This window comes from Acinetobacter johnsonii (assembly GCF_048551975.1).
Lineage (GTDB): Bacteria > Pseudomonadota > Gammaproteobacteria > Pseudomonadales > Moraxellaceae > Acinetobacter > Acinetobacter johnsonii_A.
Genome location: NZ_JBIMCF010000003.1, coordinates 239161 through 262738, shown reverse-complemented (window position 1 = coordinate 262738; position 23578 = coordinate 239161). Strand labels below are relative to the sequence as shown.

Below are 23578 nucleotides of genomic sequence, written 5' to 3'. Positions count from 1 at the left end.
GATATTTTTTAGCAATTTAATCATTCGATCAGTGTTTTTATTGCAATCCTTGTCTAAAATACACCCATCCACTTCAACCATTACTGCGCAAAGGAGAAAGACGGCATGCTTGAAGCCTTTTACGCCACAGAGCGCGGTAGCTTAGAAGACATCACCATTAATGGCGATTTCGATCTTCAGCCCGATTTGGTCTGGCTTGACCTCATTGCTCCCTCCCAAGAAGAACAACAGTGGATTTTAGATGCATATGAACAAAATTTACCTACGTTAAAATCACTCGAAGACATTTCATCTTCAGCTCGATTCTACCGTGATGACGACGGTATTTTGCATATCAGTACGTATTTTTTAACGAAAAATAAAAACTATCAAGTCGATGGCGAGCCTGAAGAAAGCAGCGGTGCCCTTGCCACGGTACAAACTGTCGCTTTCATTTTACATAAAGAACGGCTCTTTACCCTTCGTGGGGAAAAATTGGTAGCGTTCCGTGCCTTTCGTGCGCGTGCGCGTCGCAATGACTACGAAATTGACTATAAAGATCCAACTTGGATCTTACTCGGTTTACTCGAGGCGAAGCTGGACGAGCTTGCGGATATCTTAGAAGATATCCACAAGGACTTGGAAAAGTATTCCACAGAAGTACTGAATAACCGTCACCGTGAGATGATTCTCGACTTAGATGACATGATTACCCGTCTGGCTCACTTGGAAGATATGCTTGGAAAAGCACAGCTGTGTTTGATTGACTTACGCCGTGTGCTGACCTTTTTATCACGCCCGCGTGCTTTAGGTAGTCATATTTATGATGCAGAGATTCGAGAGCTCAGTGAAGACGTGCGCTCACTGGTTGAGCACGATGCCTTCTTATTCCAAAAAGTGCGATTCTTACTGGACACGACCTCAGGCTTCATTAATACCGAGCAGAATGATACGATTCGTCGCTTTTCTATCTTACCCAGTATGCTGGCTCCACCAATGCTAATTGCCAGTATTTACGGCATGAACACCGATGTGTTGCCTTTTGCCAAAGGCGGCACCAGTTTTATTGTGGTGAGCCTAATATTAGTGGCGTTCCTGATTGGCCCACTCATTTACTTCCGCTGGAAGAAATGGATTTGAGTACACATTAAAACACGGCTTTTCCTCATAGATTTAAGAAACGCAACAAATAAAAAAAGCACCTTAAGGTGCTTTTTTTATTTAAGGGATTAACTTTAAGTCATCCTGTAAATGACAGGCTTGAATTACTTTCATCATTTTTTCAGGTACAGCTTTAAAATGTAAACTACGTGCATCGGGTGTTTGACGCAACCAACGCACCAAAACTGCCAGTGCCAATGTACTACCATGCTCAAGCTGTGCCAGATTCACCACCACAGGATAAGACTGTGACTGAATCACCTTCAAACCTTGTTGATAGTAACTTTCAGCATTGTCATATGTAATCTGACCTGAAAGCTGCATTTCCTGATTGCTAAAGTTAATCACCTTTCACCTACTTATTTTTTCTTTTCAACTGCTGCTTCTGCATCAGGTTGGAAGTTTGCAATCGCTTTATCTAGGTCGCCGCCATTACGTTTAACTGTTGCCGCAAACTGATTACGGAACTGTAAACCAAGGTCGATACCCGACACATTGATATTACGGATTTTCCATTGGTTGCCTTTATCCGCCAACTGGAAAGACACTGGGATTTTTTCGCCTTTGTTATTAAAGTCGATCGTCACCACAGGGTTTTTGCTATTGGTTTCTTTATACGGACGGATGGTATACGTCTGATTGCTGAACTTCGCAAATGCGGTACCGTAGTTTTCAATCAGTGTTTCACGGAAATTATTTTCAAACTTCGCTCGTTGTGCAGCTGAACTGTATTGATTAGTTGCATAAGTCCCCATCACAATACGAGAAAACGCTTGTGAATCCACATACGGGTCTAAGTTTTGACGAACAATCGTTTTCACAGCAGCTGGGTTGTTTTGTAGCTTGGCATGATCCGCTTTTAAACGCGCAATCAAAGCATCTGCCACTTTTTTAACAAAAGCAGGTGGTGCTTCACTTGGTGCTGCAAAAGCAGTACCTGCAAACATTGTAGTTAAAATGCTAGCTGTCAGTGTTTGTTTCAATAAAGTATTCACTACAATTGGTCCTCTTCAAATCATTCAACAAATGACACGTTGGCATCTGCTATTTCAGTGGTTTCAGGTTGCTCAGTTGTTGCTGAAGCATCTTTCGATTTACCTGCACCACCCGTAATAAATTTAGTAATTAAGTCTTCTAGGTCCATTGTGCCTTGGGTATTGCCAATGCTTTCACCACGTTTCACATAGTTCAAACCGCCCCCTGGAACAATTTTCAAGTACTTCTCACCTAGCAGACCATTGGTTGCCACCATAATATAAGCATCTTCATCAATACTGGTGATGGACTTCATGTTCGCAATAAGTTGCTTTTCCATTTCTTTTTGTTGCGCAGCATCCGCAGCGGTATAGTCGCTACTGTAACGAAGCTCTTCAAGTGCATTCTTTTCAACTTCTTTGAGTTGTGCTGCATTAAAGGTCGTTAATTTACCATCCAAAGAAAAAGAAACCGTGGCTAAACGTGTCACAGGATCTAAGCTTATTTGGTCAACTTGACCAATTTTTACCCCACTCATCGTCACTTTCGCACGTGGTTTTAAACCATTTACGTTATCGAAGGTTGCACTCATTTCATAGCGATCACTGAGATTTGATCCCACCAGGCCACTCACTCGCATCGCAATAAAGAACAAAGCAATACCGAATAAAATGACAAATATGCCGACTGCCAGCTCACTTGCACGTGATTTCATTAAACACCTCCAAACATGACCGCAGTCAACACAAAATCAAAACCTAAAACACAGAGCGATGAATAGACCACAGTGCGTGTGGTTGATGTCGCAATACCTTCAGATGTCGGTTCACAGGCATAGCCTTGATACACCGCAATCCATGTACAAATTAAAGCAAAAACAAAACTTTTAATGATGGTGCCATTCAGGAGATCTTTATAAAACTCTACGCTACTTTGAATGCCACTCCAGTAAGAACCCTCATCTGCACCCAAGAAGTCCACACCCACCATTTTACCACCCATAATCCCCACCGCAGCGAAAATGACAGACAACATCGGTAAACTGAAAATACCGGCCCAAAGTCGCGGCGAAATCACACGTTTAAGTGGATCAACCCCAATCATTTCCATACTGGACAACTGCTCTGTGGCTTTCATTAAGCCAATCTCAGCCGTCAATGCAGAACCTGCACGACCTGCAAACAGCAATGCTGCAACTACAGGTGCTAACTCACGAAGTAAGGTTAACGCAACTGCTGTACCCAGCATCGCTTCACTACCAAAGGTCACCAAGATGCTATACATCTGTAAGCCCAGTACCGCGCCAATAAATAGCCCTGACACCACAATAATAAGCAGTGATAACACCCCAACACGGTACATTTGGTAAACAAATAACCGAACACCTAAAGCATTGGGCATCGAAAATAAAATTTGTAATAACATTAGGCTGGCAACACCAATGCCGCGAACCCGTTCAATCACGCGTCGACCTAAGAGTGCTATCGCATTCATGCTTGCACCTCAGTATTTAGATATGCCTTATGGCTAAATTGATAATCGACAGGCCCTTCAACTGCACCTGTTAAAAACTGTTTAACAAAGGGAGAAGCATTCGCCTGTAACTGTTCAGGCGTGCCTTCACCTTGCACTTTACCTTCAGCAACAACATAGATATAGTCTGCGATCGATAAGGTTTCAGCCACGTCATGTGAGACAATAATTGTTGTTAAATCAAGAGCTTCTCGTAATGATCGAATCAGACGTGTGAGTACACCCTTCACAATTGGATCTTGTCCTGCAAATGGCTCATCGTACATGATCAGCTCAGGATCTAGCGCAATTGCACGTGCCAAAGCCACACGACGGTTCATCCCGCCTGAGAGCTCAGAAGGCATCATCTGTTCTGCACCACGTAAGCCGACAGATTCTAGTTTTAAAGATATAATTTCTGACAGTAAATGCTCAGGCAGCTTGGTATGTGCTCTTATCGGAAAGGCCACATTTTCATACACCGACATATCGGTAAACAAAGCGCCACTTTGAAAAAGCATACCCATACGCGCACGCGCAGCGAATAACTCTTTGCGTGACATTTTCGAAAGATTTTGCCCATCAAAAAGCACTTCACCTTGCTCAGGGGTCAATTGACCGCCAATTAAACGCAGTAAAGTAGTTTTACCTGTACCCGATGGTCCCATAATGCCCGTAATTTGACCCTGTCGAATTTTTAAATTGACCTGATCATAAATGACACGTTCCCCTCGCTTAAAGCTCAGGTCTTTGACCTCAATGAGGGCTTGAGCAGTCAGAGGCGCTTGATTATTCATAGCTGTGCGTTTTCCTGCATTTTTTCAGCATGCATACTATAAAGGATTAAAAAACGATATGTTAGCGTATTCCGTGTCTAATTTTGTGCACGAATTGATTTCAGTTGGTTGTATTTATATTTATTTGAACGGCGAAAACAAGCTACATAAGATGAATTTCTTCATCCATAACGACTATAGACAAAGAAAAGAATGTTGCAAATCAGCAAAAAGAGTCCGAGATAATGTGCCATATTGACCTCTTTCACGTCAGAGAGTGTGGCGATGGATTCAACCTCATTATTGTGCATCATTATTATCAAAACAATTAAAATATGATCCAGTATACATTTTAATTTATGTTTTAAAAGTAATCGACACAAAAAAAACCAGTGTTTCCACTGGTTTTTTCGTTTCAGCTCAACTTAGTCGTTGAACTTACGACGTGGGCGGTCAAAACCGCCTTCAGTACGTGGACGATCTGAATTAAATTCACGCTTTGGACGATCTTCACCAAAAGTACGCTTCGGACGGTCATCACCACCGAAAGAGCGTTTAGGACGGTCATCACCAAAAGAACGTTGTGGACGGTCGCCAAAACTACCTTCACGACGTGGCGCTGGACGATCACCAAAATCACGTTTTGGACGGTCACCAAAAGAACCTTCACGACGTGGTTTGTAGTCTACACGGTTACCGCGGTTGTCATCATTCGAGTCAAAACGTGGTTTATCGTTGAAACCGCCTTCGCGACGTGGACGATCAGAGTTAAATTCACGCTTTGGACGATCATCAAAAGAACGTTGTGGACGATCACCGAAACCGCCTTCACGACGTGGCGCTGGACGATCACCAAAATCACGTTTTGGACGGTCATCAAAAGAACGTTGTGGACGATCACCGAAACCGCCTTCACGACGTGGACGATCATTATTAAACTCACGACGTGGACGATCTTCACCACCAAATGATGGACGATCACCACGAGGTTTGTCATCGTAGCTACGACGCGGACGGTCATCACCACCTTCACGACGTTTAAAGTTGGACTCACCTTCGAAACGAGCACGACCACCGCCATCGCGACCACCGAAACCACCGCGACCACGACCACGACCATCACGACCACGACCGCTACCATCACGACTACCGCGTGCAGGAGGTGGAGATGGCTCAAGACCTTCAATTTCAGATACATTCAAACGCGCATCTAAGAAATCTTCTAAAGCACGGATTTTACCGCGTTCACGGTAAGTTGCTAAAGTGATTGCTTTACCAGTACGACCCGCACGACCTGTACGACCAATACGGTGTACATAGTCTTCGTTCTTCATTGGAAGACCGAAGTTGATTACGTGTGAGATGGTTGGTACGTCAAGACCACGTGCAGCAACGTCGGTTGCAACTAAAATTTTTGCACGACCTTCACGGATGCTACGTAAACGACGGTTACGCACAGTTTGTGGCATAGCACCATGAAGTGCTACAACTGATAAACCTGCTTCAGCAAGTTCTTCAGCCAACATATCAGTATCTTCTTGAGTAGAAGCAAATACAACTGCTTGATCTAAGTCTTCAGCACTTAACCAATGCGTTAGTAATTTTTTCTTGTGCTCAAAGCCATCAGTCCAGTGTAAAGTCTGAGTGATGTCAGTATTCGTAGAGTGACCAGTTTCGATTGCAATACGGTGTGGATCATTCATCATGCGTTCAGCAAGTGTAATGATACGACCAGCAAATGTTGCAGAGAACATTAAAGTCTGTTTACGGTTTGCAGCAAGATCGCTAATTGCTTCTAAGTCTTCAGAGAAACCTAGATCAAGCATACGGTCTGCTTCGTCAACAATAAGCGCATCAACTTGGTCTAATTTAATTTGACGACGGTTTACAAGGTCAAGTAAACGACCTGGAGTCGCAACAACAACTTGTGCACCTTTTAACTGTTGAATTTGTTTACCAAAAGGCATACCACCCATGATCGCTGCAATACGTGCACCCTTCATGTGACGGACAAATCCAATCGCGTCTTGGCTTACTTGCTGCGCCAACTCACGAGTTGGGCAAAGAACCAAAATATTTGGTTGAGTAATTACTTTCATACGTTCTTTGAACGGAACGAAAGTCTCTTGGGCTGCAAGTGCGTTTAACGTTGGAAGTAAGAACGCTGCAGTTTTACCTGAACCTGTTTGGCTAGATACTAAAAGGTCTTTACCTTCTAAAGCTGCAGGAATCGATTGTTCCTGTACAGGCGTAGGAGAAGTAAAACCTAAGCTTTGTAAAGCTTGTTGTAACGATTCATGTAAAGGAAAATCAGCAAAAGTTTTGCTCATAGAGTATTTCACCCGAAAAATGGGTGCTCCATTAAATATATGGTCTGATGGACATCGGCAAAAAGCGGCACAGCAATAATCGCTGAAAATATAGAATCAGCGGCGATCCGAGAACGACGATGCGTATAACGCACATTTGATTACAGCCGCAACCTGAAGGAATCGCTTAAGCGATTGGGTGGGGCGCGAAATAATGTCCTCTCTTTGGACCGGACGCGCATACACAATGATAGAAGAGAATGTTCAGGTAATGAACGAAATTTAGTGCGTGGGCGGATTATAGCAGGATATTTTTAAAAGTCACCTCTTTTTGTGAAATTGATACAATATTTTCCTCAAAGATTGAATAAATGCAGGTTTTCACTTTATTTTTTTGACCATCTAGAAAAATATTGAATAGTATTCTACGTTCTATCCCTTAACTATCAGCCATAAAACGCAATTAATTGTACTAGCTCTTGTTCTAGTACTATCAGGATATGGCAAGGTAATACAGGTCTATAATGCTAATTAAATAGGGGACGTTGGCTAATTTTAACCCACTTTATTTCTGAGATAGAGTGATCTTCATTCAGACGTGATCATAATCTAGCACAGGCTATGTTTTACAATCTATAGAAGTTAAAGCCATAAAATAAATCACCACAAAAGTCTTTACTTTTTTCATCCTTATCAAAGAAAAAGCCCTCTTATGAGGGCTTTTTCAATGTCTTAAAACACGATCTGCATGCTATTACTTAGCCGCTTCACCCCAAGCAGGTACAACTGCTTTCATCAGAGGTTTTAACATTTTCATAGAACATGCCAGTACTTGGCCATTTTCCATAGATTCGCTACCACCACGTGCATCAACCACTGTGCCGCCCGCTTCTTTCACGATCAACTCGCCAGCTGCGATATCCCAAGGCTTTAAACCGAGTTCGAAGTACGCGTCGAAACGACCTGCCGCCACATACGCCAAATCTAATGCTGCAGAACCTGTACGACGGTACTGCGCGCCAGCTTCAGTCACATTTAACAATGAATCAAAATGATTTTTTGCATAAGAAATCACTTCACCATTACGTTTTGCACGGTAAGCATGACCTACAGACATGAATGTATTTTCAAGGCTGTCTTTCACATTTACACGAATACGGCGTTGGTTCATCATGGCACCACGACCACGACTTGCAGAGAACAATTCATCTTTCACAGGGTCGTAAATTACGCCGTGTTGAGTAATGCCTTTATGTTGAACTGCAATAGAGATACAGAAGTGAGGAACACCGTTAATGAAGTTTAGCGTACCATCAAGTGGGTCGATGATCCAACACCAATCTGCGTCGTGACCTTTACCTTCTTGAAAACCAAACTCTTCACCAAGGAAGCTGTGATTTTTATAGCTTTTACGTAGGGTATCGATAGCCAATTGTTCCAAATAACGGTCTACACGCGTTACAGGACCATCAATTCCTTTTTCTTCGACTTGTAGATCGAGCTTATGACGATTTTGATGCGCTTTTAAAAGCTCTTGACCGACTAATTGAGCCGCACGCGCAGCCATCACCACCATAGGTTCCATTGAACACCCACTACAATTTGAAGATATTGATAAAGAATAATGCATAAAAGCCTGCGCATCTTATCAAAGATCGGGGCTTTTAGGGAAAAAATGTTTCTAAAATTTAAAAACGGTGCTTAAACCATATGTACAAGTTTTGACCACGCTTGGCGCACCGAGCTTTCAATGCCTTCTGCATCTAGTCCCGCCTGATGCAACATTTGCGCATGCGTGGCTTGATGCATGAAGGTATCCGCTAAACCGAGATTTAACATCGGTTTGACGATTTGAGCCTGTGCCAAATATTCATTGACTGCACTGCCCGCACCCGCCATTACTGCATGTTCTTCAACCGTAACAAATAAAGCCGTTGATGGTGCTAAAGTCGCTATCATCTTTTCATCAAGCGGTTTAACAAAGCGCATATTCACCACACGAACCGCTAAATCTTGTTCAGCCAATTTCTGTGCTGCCTCTACTGCGGCCTGAACACGACTACCAAAAGCGAGAATGCTAATAACGTCGTCTTGGGCATCATTAAAACTCGCTACAATTTCAGCCTGACCAATTTCCATCGGGGTCATCTGTTGTTGAATTTCAACACCCAAACCATTGCCACGCGGGTAACGCACTGCGGCAGGACCATTGTATAAATAAGCCGTATGCAACATTTGACGACATTCATTTTCGTCTTTAGGCGCCATAATCACAAGGTTCGGCACAGTGCGCATAAAGGCATAGTCATAGGCCCCAGCATGAGTTGGCCCATCTTCACCCACTAAACCTGCACGGTCGATACCAAAGGTAACATCCAGATTTTGCAAGGCCACATCATGAATCAATTGATCATAGCCGCGTTGCAAGAAAGTCGAGTAAATGGCCACCACAGGTTTTAAGCCTTCACACGCCATACCCGCCGCCAAAGTCACGGCATGCTGTTCTGCAATCGCAACATCAAAAAAGCGTTGTGGATACTGTTTAGCAAAACCCACCATACCTGAGCCTTCGCACATGGCAGGGGTAATCGCCAGTAAACGCTCATCTTGTGCGGCTTCATCACACAACCATTGACCAAAGACATCTGAATATTTGGGCGCTGTTTGTGGCGCAGACTTAGCATTTATTTTTGTAATCGCATGATATTTGATTTGGTCAGCTTCAGCAGGGGCGAAGCCTTTGCCTTTTTTGGTATAGACATGAATTAAACGTGGTCCTTTACGTTTTTTCAATGCGGTAAAGACTTGTGTCAGCTGTTCGACATCGTGGCCATCGAAAGGCCCAAAGTAATCAAAACCAATCGCTTTAAATACGTTGTCAGCGGCATCTGTCGCTGCGCTATGTAAGCGTGAGTTATAGGTCCATTCAGGATGTGGCTGCACATAAGCTTCGCCATCCGCTGAAATATTAATGGACTTACCACTTTCCCAAATTGAAGCCAAATGTTTAGCAAAACCACCTGTGCTGCATGAAATCGACATATCGTTGTCATTCAGCACCACCATCAGGTCCGCATCATGCGCGACTGCATCGTTCATGGCTTCAAAGGCCATACCTGCTGTCATCGCTCCATCGCCAATGATCGCGACCACTTCACATGGATTGTTTTGATAACGACGTGCCAGCGCCATACCTAGACCTGCTGAAATCGCAGTCGAAGAGTGTCCGACTCCAAAGGTATCAAACACCGATTCATCACGCGCAGGAAAGGCAGCCAAACCATCTTTAGCACGAATCGTTGTGAGCTGTTCACGGCGGCCCGTTAATGCTTTATGCGGATAAGCTTGATGACCGACATCCCAAATTAAGCGGTCATTCGGTGTGTTAAAGCAATAATGTAATGCCACGGTGAGCTCCACTACGCCGAGGTTTGCACCAAAGTGTCCCCCACTTTGTCCTGCGGCATACAGAATAAATTGACGTAGCTCGTCTGCCACTTGTGCTAATTGACTTTGCTCAAGCGAGCGAAGTTGTTGAGGATGATCAATCGTATCCAACAACGGTGTTACAGGGCGATGAGCTGGTATTTCTGTATACAACATAATATGGCAAAGCCTTCTAAAGCCTGGCAAATCTAGCTAGGTCAAATGGGTAATTCGATCATATCGTCGAATGCTATCACCTTCAATCAGCCATATTTTTAGCGATGCAGTTTTGAGCAGTGCTCTCACTGGGTGTTCGTTTAGTGCAGGTGATTATCCTGAATAATCTTACTATTTATCAACTATTATCGTTCGCTTTATACAAAAAAGAAAATCTTCTGCATAAATTCGCTGATGCAATTCTACCAATGTCGATGCATTACGCTATACTTTAGCCAATTTCTGAACTATTTACAGGTTTAGCTGTGCCTATTGAATTTGTTGCCACATCCCGTTTACCGACTGCTTTTGGTGAATTTAACATCACCGTATTTCAAGATCCTAAGACCGGTGAAGAACATGTTGCACTCTCAAAAGGTTTGGATCAGCCGATCACAGAACCCGTTTTAGTCCGTGTTCATTCAGAATGTCTCACAGGCGATGCCTTCGCTTCGCTAAAGTGTGACTGTGGCCCACAATTACAAGCCACGCAAAAACTGATCAATGAAGCTGGACAAGGGGTGATTCTGTATTTGCGTCAAGAAGGTCGTGGCATTGGTCTCACCAATAAAATCCGTGCTTATGCGCTGCAAGACCAAGGGCATGACACCGTTGATGCCAACCTAATGCTCAATCTCCCTGCCGATGCACGTCGTTATGACATGGTCAGCATTATGTTGGATCATTTAAATATTCAACAAGTCCGTTTGATTACCAATAATCCGTTAAAGATTGCGGCACTGCAAGAGCAAGGGATCAATGTCGTGGATCGTGTGCCTTTGACGGTCGGTTTAAATCCTTTCAATGAAGAATATTTAAAAACCAAACATGAACGCATGGCACACTTGTACAAGAAAGATGATTTTTAAAATTTGAAAACATACTCTAAGCAAGCCTGCTTAAAAAAGGCCGGCTTAGAGCACTTCAATCAAATTAGATGGTCATGGAGAAAATACGACTCTCGGGTTGACGGCGTTTTAACTGCAAATCGAACGCCATACAAATATTGCGTACAAAGGCTTTGCCCTGCTCAGTCACCCGTATACTTTGTAGTCCAATCTCTAATAAACCATCGTCCCGCATTTCTTCCAGTTGTCCCAAGACCTCAGCCAATTCAGGAAACTGCATACTTGGATCTGCCCACGACGTTTGGAAGCTACACATCAAATTTAAAATGTGACGACGAATCATCAGATCTTCAGTACTCAAAATATGCCCGCGATAGACGGGAATTTCATTGTTTTCGAGTCGCGCATAATAATCTTCGAGTTTTTTTTCATTTTGCGCAAAGCTATACCAACTATCGCTGATGGATGAGATACCTAAACCTATCATCACTTGGGTTTTTGATGCGGTGTAGCCCATAAAATTGCGATGCAGAGTGCCTGACTGAAATGATTGGTACATCGCGTCACTTTCTAAAGCAAAATGATCCATACCAATTTCATGATAACCCTGCGCAAGCAGCTTCTTTTTCCCTTCTTCATAACACTGGCGCTTTATTTCATCTTTCGGCACATCATGGTCTTTAAACCCACGCTGTCCATTGCCCTTGATCCAAGGCACATGCGCATAACTATAAAATGCCAGACGATCTGGGCGTAAACGATTGGTTTGATCAATGGTATTGAGCACATCATCGAGGTTTTGAAAAGGCAGACCAAAGACCAAATCATGTGAAATTGAGCTATAGCCTATTTCACGTGCCCACTGCGTCACTTGCTCGACATGTTCAAAAGGCTGTATCCGATGAATGGCTTTTTGTACGGTTTCATTATAATCCTGCACCCCATAACTAACACGGCGAAAGCCCAAGTCATACAAGGCTTGCAAATGCTCCCGTGTGGTATTGTTCGGATGCCCTTCAAAGCTAAACTCATGCTGTTCGGCAATCTCTGCCTGCGCAAGGATGCCTTCAATTAACTGAGTTAAATGCGCTGGAGAAAAGAAAGTGGGCGTTCCTCCACCCAAATGAATTTCTTTAATGCGCGGCTTTTCTTCAAGCAAGTCACAATAAAGAGACCATTCCTTTAAAACCGCCTGAATATAGGGCTGTTCCATCTCATGTTTTTTGGTCACGCGTTTATGGCAGCCACAAAAAGTACAAAGACTTTCGCAAAAAGGTAGATGAATATACAAACTTATGCCTTCAGTTGAATTCGATTCAGCAAACGATGTTTTCAGCGTCTGTTTCCATTGCTCTAAAGAAAACTGCGCCTCTTCCCAATACGGCACCGTTGGATAACTGGTATAACGTGGACCAGGAACATTGTATTTTTGAATCAATGAATCGCGCATATTTACCATCAGTTCTTCCGCATTCAGAAGATGCAGCCCATTCTGCATCGCCAAACTCGGGTCTGTACTGTGGTTATTCTGCTGAGCTTAGAATCAGAATTCAACCTAGCGAATTGGTCAGGTTATTTTCGAATGGCAGCATTTCATTTTTGAATTGCTTAACAACATCGAATGCTGCAGTAGGACTCTTCGGAAAATATTCTTAATCTTTTTGCTGTTTTATGTTTTGATGTAGGCAGTTTTCATCTTTTCCCATGAGGCTTTTCATGCAGCACCCAACGTCTGCGGATATCCAACGTGTTCGCGAATTTCTCCTCGACTTACAAGCTCGTATTTGTGCGGCACTTGAACAACAAGAACGTGCAGGTGGCGGGACTGCGCAGTTTGGAATAGATGATTGGGAACGTCCTGAAGGCGGTGGGGGTCGTTCACGCGTACTGCAAAATGGTACGGTGATTGAAAAAGGTGGAGTGATGTTCTCACACATCAACATATCTAAACTCCCTGCTTCAGCGACTGAACGCCATCCGCAAATTGCAGGCGCCAAAGCACAGGCCATGGGTGTTTCTTTAGTGATCCATCCGAAAAATCCAAATGTCCCGACTTCACATGCAAATGTGCGCTTATTCGTGGCTGAAAAAGAAGGTCAAGATCCAATTTGGTGGTTTGGAGGGGGCTTCGATCTCACTCCATTTTATCCCAACGATGAAGATGTACTGTCATGGCATCAGACAGCGCATGACTTATGTGCGCCCTTTGGCGCTGAAGTCTATGCCGAACATAAACAATGGTGTGATGGCTACTTCTATTTAAAACACCGTGACGAACAACGTGGTGTCGGTGGATTGTTCTTTGATGATCTCAATCAATGGGACTTTGAAACCTGTTTCCAATATATCCAAGCTGTGGGCAATGGCTACCTCAACGCCATTCTTCCAATCTTCCAGCGCAACCAGGACAAGCCTTATAGCGAAGCACAACGCGACTTTCAAATCTATCGTCGTGGTCGTTATGTCGAATATAATTTGGTTTATGACCGCGGTACACTTTTTGGTTTACAAACAGGTGGCCGGATTGAATCGATTTTAGTGAGTTTGCCGAATTTGGCGGGTTGGTCATATCGACCTGAATGGGAGCTTGATTCCGCTGAGAAAAAATTGACCGATTATTACCTCAAACCGCAAGATTGGCTCAAGCTGCTCAAATAGACACATAGACTTACAATTCTAAATCCTCCACGTATGCCCTTTTCACCAGATTAGGGCAGCTTATACATTAAATTTTATATATTTCCCGATCAATTCCCCGTAGAATGACCACTACACAAAGCGTCATTTCTTTGCATTTATTAAAACATTGTCACAGGTTTAAAACAGCAATTGGATTCTTTTAAATTCGCAAAAACCGTAAGCTAAATTAAGTCATTTTCAATACATTCATTTTAATGACATCAATATTTAATATCCTCCTTTGTGTTCTATGAGGCCCCAAACATGTTCGCAAAAAGAGTTAGCTCTACCGCCATGGTTCTTTTCTGCTTTGCTATTGTGTTGCTAAGCTCGATCAGTACCACTATTTTTTCCGAAAGTGCATTCAATGATAATGCTTCTATCAGCATCACCGTATTTGCAGGTATCGGATTAATCCTGACCGCGGCAAAGCTATTGTTTGATACGATTCACAACATCTGTAATCCATAAGCCTTCTGCTTCAGAAAAAAATAGTCTAACGCTTTAGCCTGAGTCTAATTTGCCGTATATTGAACGGCATTTCTCACATGGACTTGGTGCGATGAGCAAACAATTCGCTGTTATTGGCAACCCGATTGAGCAGTCTCGCTCACCTGAACTTCACCATGCCTTTGCACAAAAAATGGGGCTCGACCTCAACTATAGTAAACGTCTTGCGCCACTCGATGGCTTCGTCGCCAACATCCAAGAATTCTTCTCACAGGGTGGCATTGGTCTAAACGTCACAGTTCCATTTAAAGAGCAAGCTTTTGCAGCCTGCACAGTCCTTACTAAACGCGCTAAAATCGCAAAAGCAGTCAATACGCTGTGGATGGTCGATGGTCAATTACATGGTGACAACACCGACGGACAAGGCTTAGTCGATGCCATTCGTGCGTTGGACTGGAGCTTAGACCAGACTGATGTGTTAATCATCGGTGCAGGTGGTGCAACTCGTGGTGTTATCTACCCACTGGTCCAAGCAGGGGTGAAAAAAATTGTGATTGCCAATCGTACCCTTGCCCGTGCAGAGCAACTGGTGAGTGACTTAAAAACAGCTGTACCGCAAGCTGAATTACAAGCCATCGGCTTAGATGCACTCGAAGGGCAATTTGATTTGGTGATTAACGCAACCTCTGCCAGCCTAAGTGGCGATGCCTTAATTCTGCCTGAAGCTTTGCAATTTCAATATGCTTATGAAATGGCCTATGGCAAACCTTCGACCTTTCTAGATCAAGCCAAAGCTCGCGGCGTACCTACCTCAGAAGGCTACGGCATGCTGGTTGGTCAGGCAATTGAATCTTTTTCGATTTGGAATGGCATCAAACCCAACCTCAGAGACTTTTTATAAGCACAAATAAAAAAGAACCTCTGCAGAGGTTCTTTTTTCAGATTAGTTCATGTGTTTCTGTACGGCCTTATAGGTCTCGTAATAGGTCGAATCGCTAAAGAAGTCGTCATGTTCAAGCTTCAAATCTTGCAACGATTTTTCTGTCAATTGACCTTTTAAGTCATCTGCAAATGCTTTAGCAAAGACTTGTGCAGACTGAGTCAAATATGCGCTCTGCTCTTGGTCAATTTCATAGGTATCGGTAAATTTGTCTTGATAGACCTGAGCAAAGACCGCTTGCTTGGTTTTGTATTTCTTCGCCAAATCTTTCGATTGCTGATTTTCTTGCACATCTTCCAGTGCATCATTAACAATATTGGCGACACGTTCGCCCAATTCGTCAAAGTCTTGTTGGTGTTGTAAAGCATGTTTTTGACGTAACTGAGTCAGACGTTTAAGTGCTGCACCCTTCGGCTCTGCAACATCCATGAACTCATAGGCATACACTTCTGAAATTTCATTGATGGTCGCTGAGCTATAGTAACGAATATACTCTGGACGCTGTGCGGCAAACATCAAAGCAAATACCGCTTGGTAGGCTTTGACTTCAGAATGATGACGTGCATAGCTTTGCTGCGCTGCCTGCTGGTAATAATCTGAAATAGCCTTAGGTAATTCTGTTGTGCTTGATGATGCGCTCTCTACACTTGATGAATCTGCACCTAACGGGCCCAGCATGCCTTTCACTACATTTTCCAGCAATGAACCTTTAGACACTTCCTCAATCGATTTGGCATTTCTTAAAGCTTGACGGTCAATGGCGGTCGCACTGCCATAATTAAACACCTGATTGGTGCTCTTAATTTGCAGCTTACCAATTTGCTCATCGCTAATCACAATGTTGTAATCCATGTTTTGCGCACGACCTTTTTGGTCGAGTCCAACATCCATCACAAACGGTGAACGCTCGCTACCCAGCTGTGCCATGATCGGTGTAATTTCAGCCTGATGTTTTTGCCAAAGCTGTCTAAAGCTTTGTGCGTCTACCAGTTGCTCTGTTTGATACGCGATAAAAAGTGGTTTCAGCTCTTCCAAGACATTGGTCGCTGTTTGTCCAAAGCTCTCTTCATCTGCAGATTCATTGGTTACTTTAGGTGCAAGTACATCAATATCTTGATAATCACGGCATGCGGTCACCTTCCCAATAGGAATGTTCTTGCTGTTGATGAGCGCATCGCAAGCTTCTTCAGATAGCGTATTTGGTGCTGCAGAAGCAGACACTTCAGTTGTTGTCTCATCAGCATCTTCTGTCGCGGCCTGCGCATAAACCACATCTGCTGCTGCATCAACCGTAGCATCGGCAGCGGCATCTACAACAATATCTTGTTCATCGCTCTGCCCATAACCACTCAGTTTCTGCATTTTTTGGTTTACCAAATGACTGACACGTTCGAGTGAATCATAGGCTGGGTCTTCACTTGCACTACTTACAGCCATCTCGGCTGCATCAGCGGCTTCTGCTGCCACATCCGCTGCACTTGGCGTTTTGGCGACGTCGTTGATTAGACTATTAGCATCAAAAGCTTGAATTTGCTGGGTATAGTGTAGTTTATTGACGTATTCAAACAAGCCCAATTGTATTTGTGCTGTTTCTAAGTCACCCATATAGCGAATTTTTTTGCTTAGGCCTGCTTCTTTTTCTGACTTGCTTAAATCAACACTATGCACCTGATTTGGCTCTGCCAAAGCATATGGCAGTGCATTCATCTGCTTCAAATATTCAGCAAACTTTTTAAAATCGATATTACCGAATGCTTCTTTATGCTTAGAAAAGTCAATATAGGCAAAGCGATCCTGACTTTCACGGTTTACCATGAACGGCATAAAGGCAAGGTAGTTGGTGTAAAATTTATAATCATTAAAATCAACCACCATCGGCAACTGTGCTTGCACTTGTAAGGTTGGTTTTTGATAGCTTAACTGCAAAGTCAATGCCACCAATTTTTGACGGAAATGCACAGAACCTTGATAACTAAACTGTAAGTCATTGAGTAAATTTACCAAAGATTCTGCGATTTGAACCTTAGCAGAACGTGATTCACCACTGCCATACAACGATGCATACGAATTTTGTTCACGCGCAAGTGCATCATATAAGGCTTGTTTTTCTTTGGTGGTAAAGGAAATCTTTTGATTTTTTAATAGTTGATCTAATTGTTTTTTAAGCTCTGGATCTAAATTCGTCCCATTTGAGTGGGCATTGGACTTGGAATTTGGCTTGGACTCATTAAAATTAAAGTCAGATTGAATAGAGAATTGACCTTTAAAATCATAGCTGGCATTTTCAAACATGGCATTAAGGCCTTGAGTGGCTTGTTGCCCGAGCTGCTGATCTGAAGAGGCATTGGATTTAATGACATGCTGAGTACACCCACTGATACTCAAACCCAATAAACAAAGTGTTATATATTTTAAGCGCATAATACTTGCTGAAAACCTGAGTTAATTATAGTTTATTAAAAAAGTACATGATCAAAAGACCATCGAGTCAGTGTAACAGAACTGTCTTTTTTGATTGATGATTTTATCTACCAATTCGCCTTTCTGACATTTTCTCAAGTCGGATCTATCAATGTATTTTGATACGATGTATGAATAATGAAATGATCGATTTAAATAATCCAATACTATTTCTAAATTAGGATTACACACATGCCTGCATATAAAGCTCCCTTACATGATATTCGCTTCTTAATGAATGAAGTGCTGGATTATCCTGCACATTATCAAACCCTATCGAATGGTGAAGCTGCCGACGCTGATACGGTAGATATGATCTTAGAAGGCGCAGCAGATTTTTGTGAAAATATTTTATCTCCTTTAAACCAATCGGGCGATGAAGAAGGTTGTACCTTCGACAATGGTGAAGTAAAAACACCAAAAGGCTTCAAAGAAGCTTACGACCAGTTTGTCCAAGGTGGCTGGCAAGGTTTGTCTTTCCCTGAAGAGTTTGGCGGTCAGAACCTACCACAATCATTAAACCTAATTAAATCGGAAATGATGGGCACAGCAAACTGGTCTTTCCAAATGTACCCAGGTTTAAGCATCGGCTGTATGAACACCATTTTACAGTTTGGTACAGACGAACAGAAAAATCTGTATATGCCGAACTTAGTGGCAGGTACATGGTCTGGTACCATGTGTTTAACTGAACCTCAGTGTGGCACCGACTTAGGTCAAGTAAAGACCAAAGCAGAATTAAATGCCGATGGCACTTATAACATCTCAGGCACCAAAATCTTCATCTCTGCAGGTGAGCAAGATTTAACTGAAAACATCATTCACATCGTACTTGCTCGTCTTCCAGATGCACCAGCAGGCACCAAAGGAATTTCACTGTTCATTGTGCCTAAATTCTTGGTCAATCCAGACAGTAGCCTTGGTGAACGTAACCCTGTGACCTGTGGTTCAATTGAGCATAAGATGGGGATTCGTGCTTCTGCAACCGCAGTGCTGAACTTTGACAATGCTATCGGTTACTTGATTGGTGAGCCAAACAAAGGCTTACATGCCATGTTTACCTTTATGAACACCGCACGTATCGGTACGGCAATTCAGGGTATTGCACATGCTGAGCTTTCTTTCCAAGGTGCACTTCCATATGCCAAAGAACGTATGTCGATGCGTGCACTTTCTGGCAAAAAAGACCCTGAAAAAGTGGCGGATGCCATTATTCATCACGCTGACGTTCGCCGTATGTTGCTAACACAAAAAGCGATTGCTGAAGGCGGTCGTTCAATGATTTATTATGCAGCGCAAATTGCCGACAAAATGGCCGATGCGCTTGAACGTGGCGATACTGCTGCATTTGAAGCACATGATGATCACTTAGGTTTCTATACTCCAATTTTAAAAGGCTTCTTAACTGAATTAGGCTTGGAAGCTGCAAACCACGGTATGCAAGTCTATGGCGGTCATGGCTACATTAAAGAATGGGGCATGGAGCAAATTGCACGTGACGCACGTATTGCGACACTATATGAAGGTACAACAGGTGTTCAAGCACTGGACTTAATTGGTCGTAAAGTACTTCTGACCTCTAAAGGTAAAGTCATTCGTGACTACACTGCTGAAATTCTGAAATTCTGTGGTCAACATGCTCGCAACAAATACATGCGCCGTTTTGCTTGGGACTTAACTAAGCTTTGCGCGCAATGGAATGCTTTAACTGTTCGTATCATGCTGGCGGCTCGTAAAGACCGTGACATCGTGTCATCTGCATCTGTCGATTTCTTGATGTTCTCGGGCTATGTAATGATGGCTTACTTCTGGGCTCAACAAGCGGCTGTAGCTTCTGCTAAATTGGCATCTGGTGAAGGTCAAGAAACACCTGAATTCTACAAAGCAAAAATTAAAGTTGCAGACTTCTATTTCGAACGTTTATTACCACGTACCCAAGGACATGCTGAAGCAATGGTCAATCCTTCAAAAACCATGACTTCTTTAGCACCTGAACACTTTAGCTTTGACTACTAACTAACAGTATTAGACCCATAAAAAGAGCGCCTAGGCGCTCTTTTTATTTCCTGTCTGACCTTAAAATTCAACTCCCCCTGTAATTTCCCCTTCGCTCCAATTTTCTGGCCTCATCCTTAACCTGAGTTAAATGAGTAAGCGTGGCCTTGCGGAATATATAGTCAAACTACTTTATTATTCGTACAGGATTCGAAAAAAACTTGAAATAACTCATCGACTGAGTCGATCAACCATTCTTTACGCTTACGTTTAACCCATGCCCACATCTGTTCTATAGGATTTAAATCAGGGCTGTATGCAGGAAGCCAAAGAATTTTATGCCCTTGTTGTTCCAATAACTCCTGAATATCTGCTCTTTTATGAAATGCTGCATTATCCATAACCACTACACTATTTTCTGGTAATGCTGGTATGAAGAATTGCTCAATCCAAAAATGAAAAACATCTGAATTGATTTTGCAGTCAAATAAACCGACTGAAAATAAATACCCTTTATGGATTGCTCCAATGGCATTGGTCTGATTCTTTAATTGCCAATTATATTGCCCTAAACAGGGTACTCCTTTTCGTGAGTCGCCATGAGGTCTGTAATCATGTGACTTAAAACCACTTTCATCCAGATAAATAATCGGGTGGTTTTTTTCTAATTCATTCACTTGCTGAATAAATTTATCCCTAAGCTTTGTATCTGCTTTAGGATGGATTAACGTCTTTTTTTAACTGTAATATTTAAGCGCTTTAATGCAGCACCAATAGATGAAACACCACAATTAAAACGTGCAGCACGTTCATATTGATAAGCATCAGGATACTTTTCAACATCTGCACGTAAAGCATCATCGTTAATTTTAGAAGGTTTACGTACACGAGTTTTTTTAATCTCTATACGTTTCTTCCATTCAACAATGGTATTTTTATTAATTTCAAATTGTGCAGCTACCGCTCGAATAGAATAACCTTCCTCAAGCTTAGCTAAAATTTTACGTCTAAAATGTTCTGAATAACTCATTGCACCATTGTATTGGTTTTATAATGATTTGACTATATTCCTCATTTGATAATGCACCGATCGAAGGCTTCTGGGGCATACTCAAAAATGAATGAGTTCATCATCATAGTTATCAAACGAGGGAACAAGCTAAAGCAGAGATTACAAAATATATAGAGTTATTTTATAATCAGCGAAGAATTCAAAAACGTTTGGACTTTAAGACACCAAATCAAATGGCAGAAGACTTTTGCAAGTTGGCTGCCTAAAATCTCCTAAGTGAAAGTCTCCTGCTAATTCAGCACACATCACCCACTGGTGATGTTGAAATATATCGGCTTTGATGATGGTTATACTAATTGGAGTTCTTGGCTTGATCGAATGCCATTTAAGTAATCATGGCTTTTTGACATCCTCCCCGACCTAAAGGACGGGTATTCCTACTGCTAGGCGCTTATGTCCAAGCGCGAGTATGTTCTTGGCAGCATTGCAATCACGATCATTGACAGCACCGCATTCACATTCCCATACTCTTATTCGCAAATCTATCCTACCTTTCGGACTGCTTGCGGTGATCTCACCGCAGCTCGAACAGATTTGGGGCGTGAATCTCTCACTCACTTCTTCAAACAATACTTTTGCGCTCTCGCATTTATACCGAAGCATTGTTTTGAATGCACTAAACCCTGAATCTAAAACAGATTTTGCCATTTTAGTTTTGACCAGTTTAGCTGCACTCAGATTTCCAACTACAATCATTGCATGGCGTTTTACAAGCTTAGAACTCTCTTTATGCAAATGATCTTTGCGACAGTTCTTGATCTTGGTGTGTAATGCACGTACACGTTTTTTATCCTTTGCTCTTTGAGCGATACCTAGTTTCTGTTCATATTTACGATAGTGCTTTGGATTTGTCACCACATAACCATCTGAACAGGTGGCTAGGTCTTTTAAGCCTAAATCAATACCAATCGCAGTTGTACCTTTGGACTGGACAGACTTGGTATGATCTTCAACTGTCAGGCAGACATACCAATGCCCACGACTATATTCAACAAATGAACCCGATTTAACCTTGTATGAGCCAATGCCATAGCTATCCGATAGTTTGAATTGATGCTTGCCATACTGGATATAGCCATCTGTATATTTCACAGCAACTTTTTTGAATGGTATCCATCCAAGTGATTTTTTGGCTGATTTCCTGTTGCTGACCCGCCATTTCAATTTTGATTTTTTAAACTGCTTTCTTCGTATGACTAATTCTTCGGTCACAGCCTGAATCGTTTGGCTGTGTAAATTACATTCCTTGGATGTGCCTTTTGTGTACTTGGCAATGTCGTAAGTACTAAGAAATTCACCTTTCCCTTTTAGGTGTCTAAAACTTAAATCATTGACATAATTCCAGACAAAGTTCACCTCAGATGCTAACTGTTCGAGCACCTTGCTGTGTTTGTGTTTTATGCGTAATTTAAGTGTTTTCATACGATTACTTTATCAATTTAATCAAAGAATAGAATGACAAAAAGTAAATAATTTAATTAAAACGACATTTCATGTCGTATCGCTGACGCGACTCGCTTATATCACCGACCTAAAGGACGGGGTTTTACGTTCGATTTGATAAAACTTAGATAAATTCTTCTAACACTGAGTTTAAAAACACATGCCCTTGCTCGGTACATGTTAAGCGCGTGGCATCATCTACCATTAATTTTCGACTGCGTAATGAGTCCAACGTTTCAGCCAAACTATCCAGATTCAAACCTGTACGCTGTGCATAATATTCAGCTGCAACCCCATCATTTAAACGCAAAGCATTCATCATAAACTCAAATGGAAGTTCGTCGGCTTCAATTCGCTTAAACTGCACATGCTCCGCAGGGACTTTAGCTAAATAGTCTTTCGGTAAACGAGTTTTCTGGAACCGATAGACCCCATCTGGCTGGGTAACTTTGGCATGTGCACCTGCCCCTATCGCTAAATAGTCGCCAAACTGCCAATAATTCAAATTATGCGCGGAAGGCTGCTCTTTACGCCATGCCGAAACTTCATAATTAATAAATCCCTGCGCTTTTAAATAAGCTTCACCTTGGGCTTGAATCTCTTCAAGCACATCGTCCACAGGTAAGACAGGCTTGGTTCTAAAGAACACGGTATTCGGTTCAATCGTGAGTTGATACCATGAAATATGGGTTGCACCATTGTCCACGGCAAGCTTCAAATCCAGTAGAGCTTGCTCTAAAGTCTGCTCAGGCAGACCATGCATCAGGTCGACATTAATGCGTTTAAAACCTGCATCACGTGCTAAACCAATGGCTGAAATAGCATCGGCGTTACTGTGAATTCGTCCCAACTTGGTTAAATGTTCAGTATTAAAACTTTGAACCCCGATCGATAACCGATTGATACCTGCCGCCAAATAATCTGCAAAAGGGTCATGTTCAACTGTACCCGGATTCGCTTCTAAGGTAATTTCACAATCCGCCTCAAAAGGCAGTAATGCTTTTAACTGTGAAAATAACCATTGATACCCTTGCGCTGAAATCAAAGACGGCGTTCCGCCGCCAATAAACACACTATGAATATGACGCCCTTGAGCAAAATCGAGTTGAGTTTTAAAGTCCTCCACCAAAGCATGTAAATATTCTTGCTCTAAATCTAAAGAGAGTTTGCCATCTGGCACCGCATGCGAGTTAAAGTCGCAATAGGGACACTTACGCACACACCACGGCATGTGAATATATAAAGACAACGGAATATTTGCAGGATGTAAATCAGTCAAGGAAGAGACTCTAAAGCACAGCGATAATCTTGCATATTTTAACATGACTACATCAAGA

20 protein-coding genes and 1 pseudogene are annotated in these 23578 nt (G+C 42.5%); 7 read left to right on the top strand and 14 right to left on the bottom strand.

Annotated features, from left to right (window positions below):
- Window positions 1–105 precede the first annotated feature (105 nt).
- Window positions 106–1119: a CorA family divalent cation transporter gene (locus tag ACG9ZB_RS04835; RefSeq protein ID WP_419324493.1), complete on the top strand. Its 1014-nt coding sequence runs from the start codon at window positions 106–108 to the stop codon at window positions 1117–1119.
- An 81-nt stretch (window positions 1120–1200) separates the two neighbouring features.
- Here the strand turns inward: ACG9ZB_RS04835 and ACG9ZB_RS04830 are convergent, their stop codons facing one another.
- The 8 genes from ACG9ZB_RS04830 to dxs form a co-directional block, all read right to left on the bottom strand.
- The gene (locus ACG9ZB_RS04830) at window positions 1201–1488 is read right to left on the bottom strand and encodes an STAS domain-containing protein (RefSeq protein ID WP_176538339.1); all 288 of its coding nucleotides are present in this window, start codon (window positions 1486–1488) and stop codon (window positions 1201–1203) included.
- 11 nt (window positions 1489–1499) lie between these two features.
- Window positions 1500–2135 carry an MlaC/ttg2D family ABC transporter substrate-binding protein gene (locus ACG9ZB_RS04825; protein WP_125273539.1) on the bottom strand — a complete coding sequence of 212 codons (636 nt, stop codon included), beginning with the start codon at window positions 2133–2135 and terminating at the stop codon, window positions 1500–1502.
- A gap of 20 nt (window positions 2136–2155) precedes the next feature.
- Entirely contained in the window at window positions 2156–2830 is a 675-nt protein-coding gene (locus ACG9ZB_RS04820) for an outer membrane lipid asymmetry maintenance protein MlaD (RefSeq protein WP_236769219.1), read from the bottom strand.
- Entirely contained in the window at window positions 2830–3609 is a 780-nt protein-coding gene (gene mlaE / locus ACG9ZB_RS04815) for a lipid asymmetry maintenance ABC transporter permease subunit MlaE (RefSeq protein ID WP_419324491.1), read from the bottom strand. The genes ACG9ZB_RS04820 and mlaE overlap by 1 nt, the downstream gene beginning before the upstream one ends.
- Window positions 3606–4424 carry an ABC transporter ATP-binding protein gene (locus tag ACG9ZB_RS04810; protein ID WP_419324489.1) on the bottom strand — a complete coding sequence of 273 codons (819 nt, stop codon included), beginning with the start codon at window positions 4422–4424 and terminating at the stop codon, window positions 3606–3608. The genes mlaE and ACG9ZB_RS04810 overlap by 4 nt, the downstream gene beginning before the upstream one ends.
- Window positions 4425–4828: 404 nt before the next feature.
- Window positions 4829–6733: a DEAD/DEAH box helicase gene (locus ACG9ZB_RS04805; RefSeq protein WP_419324487.1), complete on the bottom strand. Its 1905-nt coding sequence runs from the start codon at window positions 6731–6733 to the stop codon at window positions 4829–4831.
- Window positions 6734–7466: 733 nt separating this feature from the next.
- Window positions 7467–8297: an inositol monophosphatase family protein gene (locus ACG9ZB_RS04800; protein ID WP_004691373.1), complete on the bottom strand. Its 831-nt coding sequence runs from the start codon at window positions 8295–8297 to the stop codon at window positions 7467–7469.
- Window positions 8298–8413: 116 nt separating this feature from the next.
- The gene (dxs, locus tag ACG9ZB_RS04795; RefSeq protein ID WP_419324485.1) at window positions 8414–10315 is read right to left on the bottom strand and encodes a 1-deoxy-D-xylulose-5-phosphate synthase; all 1902 of its coding nucleotides are present in this window, start codon (window positions 10313–10315) and stop codon (window positions 8414–8416) included.
- 305 nt (window positions 10316–10620) lie between these two features.
- On the opposite strand from dxs, the gene ribA reads away from it, so the two are divergent.
- Window positions 10621–11223, top strand: a complete 603-nt coding sequence (ribA, locus tag ACG9ZB_RS04790) for a GTP cyclohydrolase II (protein WP_058870370.1) — start codon at window positions 10621–10623, stop codon at window positions 11221–11223.
- 64 nt (window positions 11224–11287) lie between these two features.
- On the opposite strand, the gene hemN is transcribed toward ribA, so the two are convergent.
- On the bottom strand, window positions 11288–12652 hold the full coding sequence (gene hemN / locus ACG9ZB_RS04785; protein ID WP_419324483.1) for an oxygen-independent coproporphyrinogen III oxidase: 1365 nt from the start codon (window positions 12650–12652) through the stop codon (window positions 11288–11290).
- Between the two features lie 266 nt (window positions 12653–12918).
- Here hemN and hemF point away from each other — a divergent pair, with 266 nt between their 5' ends.
- The 3 genes from hemF to aroE all read left to right on the top strand — a co-directional run bounded on the left by hemF (window position 12919) and on the right by aroE (window position 15232).
- Window positions 12919–13860 (top strand): oxygen-dependent coproporphyrinogen oxidase, encoded by a 942-nt coding sequence (gene hemF, locus ACG9ZB_RS04780; RefSeq protein WP_419324481.1) that lies wholly within the window; start codon window positions 12919–12921, stop codon window positions 13858–13860.
- A 285-nt stretch (window positions 13861–14145) separates the two neighbouring features.
- A complete protein-coding gene (locus ACG9ZB_RS04775) occupies window positions 14146–14352 on the top strand; it encodes a hypothetical protein (RefSeq protein ID WP_419324479.1) in 207 nt (68 codons plus the stop codon).
- Window positions 14353–14443: 91 nt separating this feature from the next.
- Window positions 14444–15232, top strand: coding sequence for a shikimate dehydrogenase (aroE, locus tag ACG9ZB_RS04770; protein WP_419324477.1), 789 nt, complete (start codon window positions 14444–14446; stop codon window positions 15230–15232).
- Between the two features lie 42 nt (window positions 15233–15274).
- On the opposite strand, the gene ACG9ZB_RS04765 is transcribed toward aroE, so the two are convergent.
- A complete protein-coding gene (locus tag ACG9ZB_RS04765) occupies window positions 15275–17692 on the bottom strand; it encodes a hypothetical protein (RefSeq protein WP_419324475.1) in 2418 nt (805 codons plus the stop codon).
- Window positions 17693–17923: 231 nt separating this feature from the next.
- Here ACG9ZB_RS04765 and ACG9ZB_RS04760 point away from each other — a divergent pair, with 231 nt between their 5' ends.
- Window positions 17924–19747: an acyl-CoA dehydrogenase C-terminal domain-containing protein gene (locus ACG9ZB_RS04760; protein WP_419324473.1), complete on the top strand. Its 1824-nt coding sequence runs from the start codon at window positions 17924–17926 to the stop codon at window positions 19745–19747.
- A gap of 161 nt (window positions 19748–19908) precedes the next feature.
- Here the strand turns inward: ACG9ZB_RS04760 and ACG9ZB_RS04755 are convergent, their stop codons facing one another.
- Both ACG9ZB_RS04755 and ACG9ZB_RS04750 read right to left on the bottom strand, forming a co-directional pair.
- Window positions 19909–20403 carry an IS630 family transposase gene (locus ACG9ZB_RS04755; protein ID WP_419324471.1) on the bottom strand — a complete coding sequence of 165 codons (495 nt, stop codon included), beginning with the start codon at window positions 20401–20403 and terminating at the stop codon, window positions 19909–19911.
- Between the two features lie 47 nt (window positions 20404–20450).
- Entirely contained in the window at window positions 20451–20756 is a 306-nt protein-coding gene (locus ACG9ZB_RS04750; RefSeq protein WP_180135138.1) for an IS630 transposase-related protein, read from the bottom strand.
- Window positions 20757–20800: 44 nt separating this feature from the next.
- Here ACG9ZB_RS04750 and ACG9ZB_RS04745 point away from each other — a divergent pair.
- Window positions 20801–21004: pseudogene (locus tag ACG9ZB_RS04745) on the top strand (IS3 family transposase); the annotation flags it as partial.
- A gap of 154 nt (window positions 21005–21158) precedes the next feature.
- Here the strand turns inward: ACG9ZB_RS04745 and ACG9ZB_RS04740 are convergent.
- Window positions 21159–22220, bottom strand: coding sequence for an RNA-guided endonuclease InsQ/TnpB family protein (locus tag ACG9ZB_RS04740; protein ID WP_419324469.1), 1062 nt, complete (start codon window positions 22218–22220; stop codon window positions 21159–21161).
- A 145-nt stretch (window positions 22221–22365) separates the two neighbouring features.
- Entirely contained in the window at window positions 22366–23520 is a 1155-nt protein-coding gene (gene hemW / locus ACG9ZB_RS04735) for a radical SAM family heme chaperone HemW (protein WP_419324467.1), read from the bottom strand.
- Between the last annotated feature and the right edge of the window lie 58 nt (window positions 23521–23578).

What these genes read in the sequence shown, in the direction of transcription:
- ACG9ZB_RS04835 (WP_419324493.1), top strand. Translation starts at nt 106, where the DNA reads ATGCTTGAAGCCTTTTACGCCACAGAGCGCGGTAGCTTAGAAGACATC.
- ACG9ZB_RS04820 (WP_236769219.1), bottom strand. Translation starts at nt 2,830, where the DNA reads ATGAAATCACGTGCAAGTGAGCTGGCAGTCGGCATATTTGTCATTTTA.
- mlaE (WP_419324491.1), bottom strand. Translation starts at nt 3,609, where the DNA reads ATGAATGCGATAGCACTCTTAGGTCGACGCGTGATTGAACGGGTTCGC.
- ACG9ZB_RS04810 (WP_419324489.1), bottom strand. Translation starts at nt 4,424, where the DNA reads ATGAATAATCAAGCGCCTCTGACTGCTCAAGCCCTCATTGAGGTCAAA.
- ACG9ZB_RS04805 (WP_419324487.1), bottom strand. Translation starts at nt 6,733, where the DNA reads ATGAGCAAAACTTTTGCTGATTTTCCTTTACATGAATCGTTACAACAA.
- ACG9ZB_RS04800 (WP_004691373.1), bottom strand. Translation starts at nt 8,297, where the DNA reads ATGGAACCTATGGTGGTGATGGCTGCGCGTGCGGCTCAATTAGTCGGT.
- dxs (WP_419324485.1), bottom strand. Translation starts at nt 10,315, where the DNA reads ATGTTGTATACAGAAATACCAGCTCATCGCCCTGTAACACCGTTGTTG.
- hemN (WP_419324483.1), bottom strand. Translation starts at nt 12,652, where the DNA reads ATGCGCGATTCATTGATTCAAAAATACAATGTTCCTGGTCCACGTTAT.
- hemF (WP_419324481.1), top strand. Translation starts at nt 12,919, where the DNA reads ATGCAGCACCCAACGTCTGCGGATATCCAACGTGTTCGCGAATTTCTC.
- ACG9ZB_RS04775 (WP_419324479.1), top strand. Translation starts at nt 14,146, where the DNA reads ATGTTCGCAAAAAGAGTTAGCTCTACCGCCATGGTTCTTTTCTGCTTT.
- aroE (WP_419324477.1), top strand. Translation starts at nt 14,444, where the DNA reads ATGAGCAAACAATTCGCTGTTATTGGCAACCCGATTGAGCAGTCTCGC.
- ACG9ZB_RS04765 (WP_419324475.1), bottom strand. Translation starts at nt 17,692, where the DNA reads ATGCGCTTAAAATATATAACACTTTGTTTATTGGGTTTGAGTATCAGT.
- ACG9ZB_RS04760 (WP_419324473.1), top strand. Translation starts at nt 17,924, where the DNA reads ATGCCTGCATATAAAGCTCCCTTACATGATATTCGCTTCTTAATGAAT.
- ACG9ZB_RS04750 (WP_180135138.1), bottom strand. Translation starts at nt 20,756, where the DNA reads ATGAGTTATTCAGAACATTTTAGACGTAAAATTTTAGCTAAGCTTGAG.
- ACG9ZB_RS04740 (WP_419324469.1), bottom strand. Translation starts at nt 22,220, where the DNA reads ATGAAAACACTTAAATTACGCATAAAACACAAACACAGCAAGGTGCTC.